The organism is Streptomyces altiplanensis (genome assembly GCF_053591575.1).
The window spans coordinates 1-1,286 of sequence record NZ_JBSFUB010000233.1; the positions used below are offsets into that span (position 1 = coordinate 1).

Genomic DNA, 1,286 nt, shown 5'->3' on the forward strand with positions numbered 1-1,286 from the left:
GGGTTATCGCCGATCCCATTCAAGCGTCCGTTCACGCGGTAATCCGCACTGCCCGCCCCTCCGGAAAGGGGCGGGGGGAACACGTGGGACGCGGCCGGCTGGAGAATCCAGCCGCTCCGGCGTCCGAGGAGCGGGGCCCCCGCGCGGCGGAGCCGCGACACGACACAGCGGGAAGGGGCGGGCAGGGGAAAAGCCCCGCAGGGCCGTTCCCCGGGGCCGCACTGGTCGGCCCCGGGGCGTACATCGGGGAGAATGGCACGCATGAGCGCTCGCACCCTGTCTTCCGAGGCCCCCCACCGGGCCGGCTTCGCCTGCTTCGTCGGCCGCCCCAACGCGGGCAAGTCCACCCTGACGAACGCTCTGGTCGGCCAGAAAGTGGCCATCACCTCCAGCCGCCCGCAGACCACGCGTCACACCGTGCGCGGCATCGTGCACCGCCCCGACGCGCAGCTGATCCTGGTCGACACCCCGGGGCTCCACAAGCCGCGCACGCTGCTGGGCGAGCGGCTCAACGACGTCGTACGCACCACCTGGGCCGAGGTCGACGTGATCGGCTTCTGCCTGCCCGCCGACCAGAAGCTCGGCCCCGGCGACAAGTTCATCGCCAAGGAGCTCGCGGGCATCAAGAAGACGCCGAAGGTCGCGATCGTCACCAAGACCGACCTCGTCGACTCCAAGCAGCTCGCCGAGCAGCTCATCGCCATCGACCAGCTCTCCAAGGAGCTCGGCTTCGAGTGGCAGGAGATCGTCCCGGTCTCCGCCGTCGGCGGCAGCCAGGTCTCGCTCCTCGCCGACCTGCTGATCCCGCTGCTGCCCGAGAGCCCGCCGCTCTACCCCGAGGGCGACCTCACCGACGAGCCGGAGATGGTGATGGTCGCGGAGCTGATCCGCGAGGCCGCCCTCGAAGGCGTACGGGACGAACTGCCGCACTCCATCGCGGTCGTCGTCGAGGAGATGCTGCCGCGCGAGGACCGCCCGGCGGACAGGCCGCTGCTGGACATCCACGCGAACGTCTACATCGAGCGCCCCAGCCAGAAGGGCATCATCATCGGTCCCAAGGGCCAGCGCCTGAAGGACGTCGGGACGAAGTCGCGCAAGCAGATCGAGGCCCTGCTGGGCACCCCGGTCTTCCTGGACCTGCACGTGAAGGTCGCGAAGGACTGGCAGCGCGACCCGAAGCAGCTCCGCAAGCTGGGGTTCTGAGCCGGCGGGCGGCAGTCGTCGGGTGCGGGTACACCCCGAGGAGGCCGACGGCGTACGCGCCGCCACCCCCACTCCGCTCCCGG

The 1,286-nt window shown here is 70.8% G+C and carries 1 protein-coding gene; it reads left to right on the forward strand.

From position 1 onward, the window contains the following. The first annotated feature begins 261 nt into the window (after nt 1-261). A complete protein-coding gene (gene era, locus ACWD0Y_RS36660) occupies nt 262-1,203 on the forward strand; it encodes a GTPase Era (protein ID WP_450264579.1) in 942 nt (313 codons plus the stop codon). Nucleotides 1,204-1,286: the final 83 nt, after the last annotated feature.

Bases quoted from the DNA above. Each gene is read 5' to 3' on its own strand.
- era (WP_450264579.1), top strand. From the start codon at position 262: ATGAGCGCTCGCACCCTGTCTTCCGAGGCCCCCCACCGGGCCGGCTTC.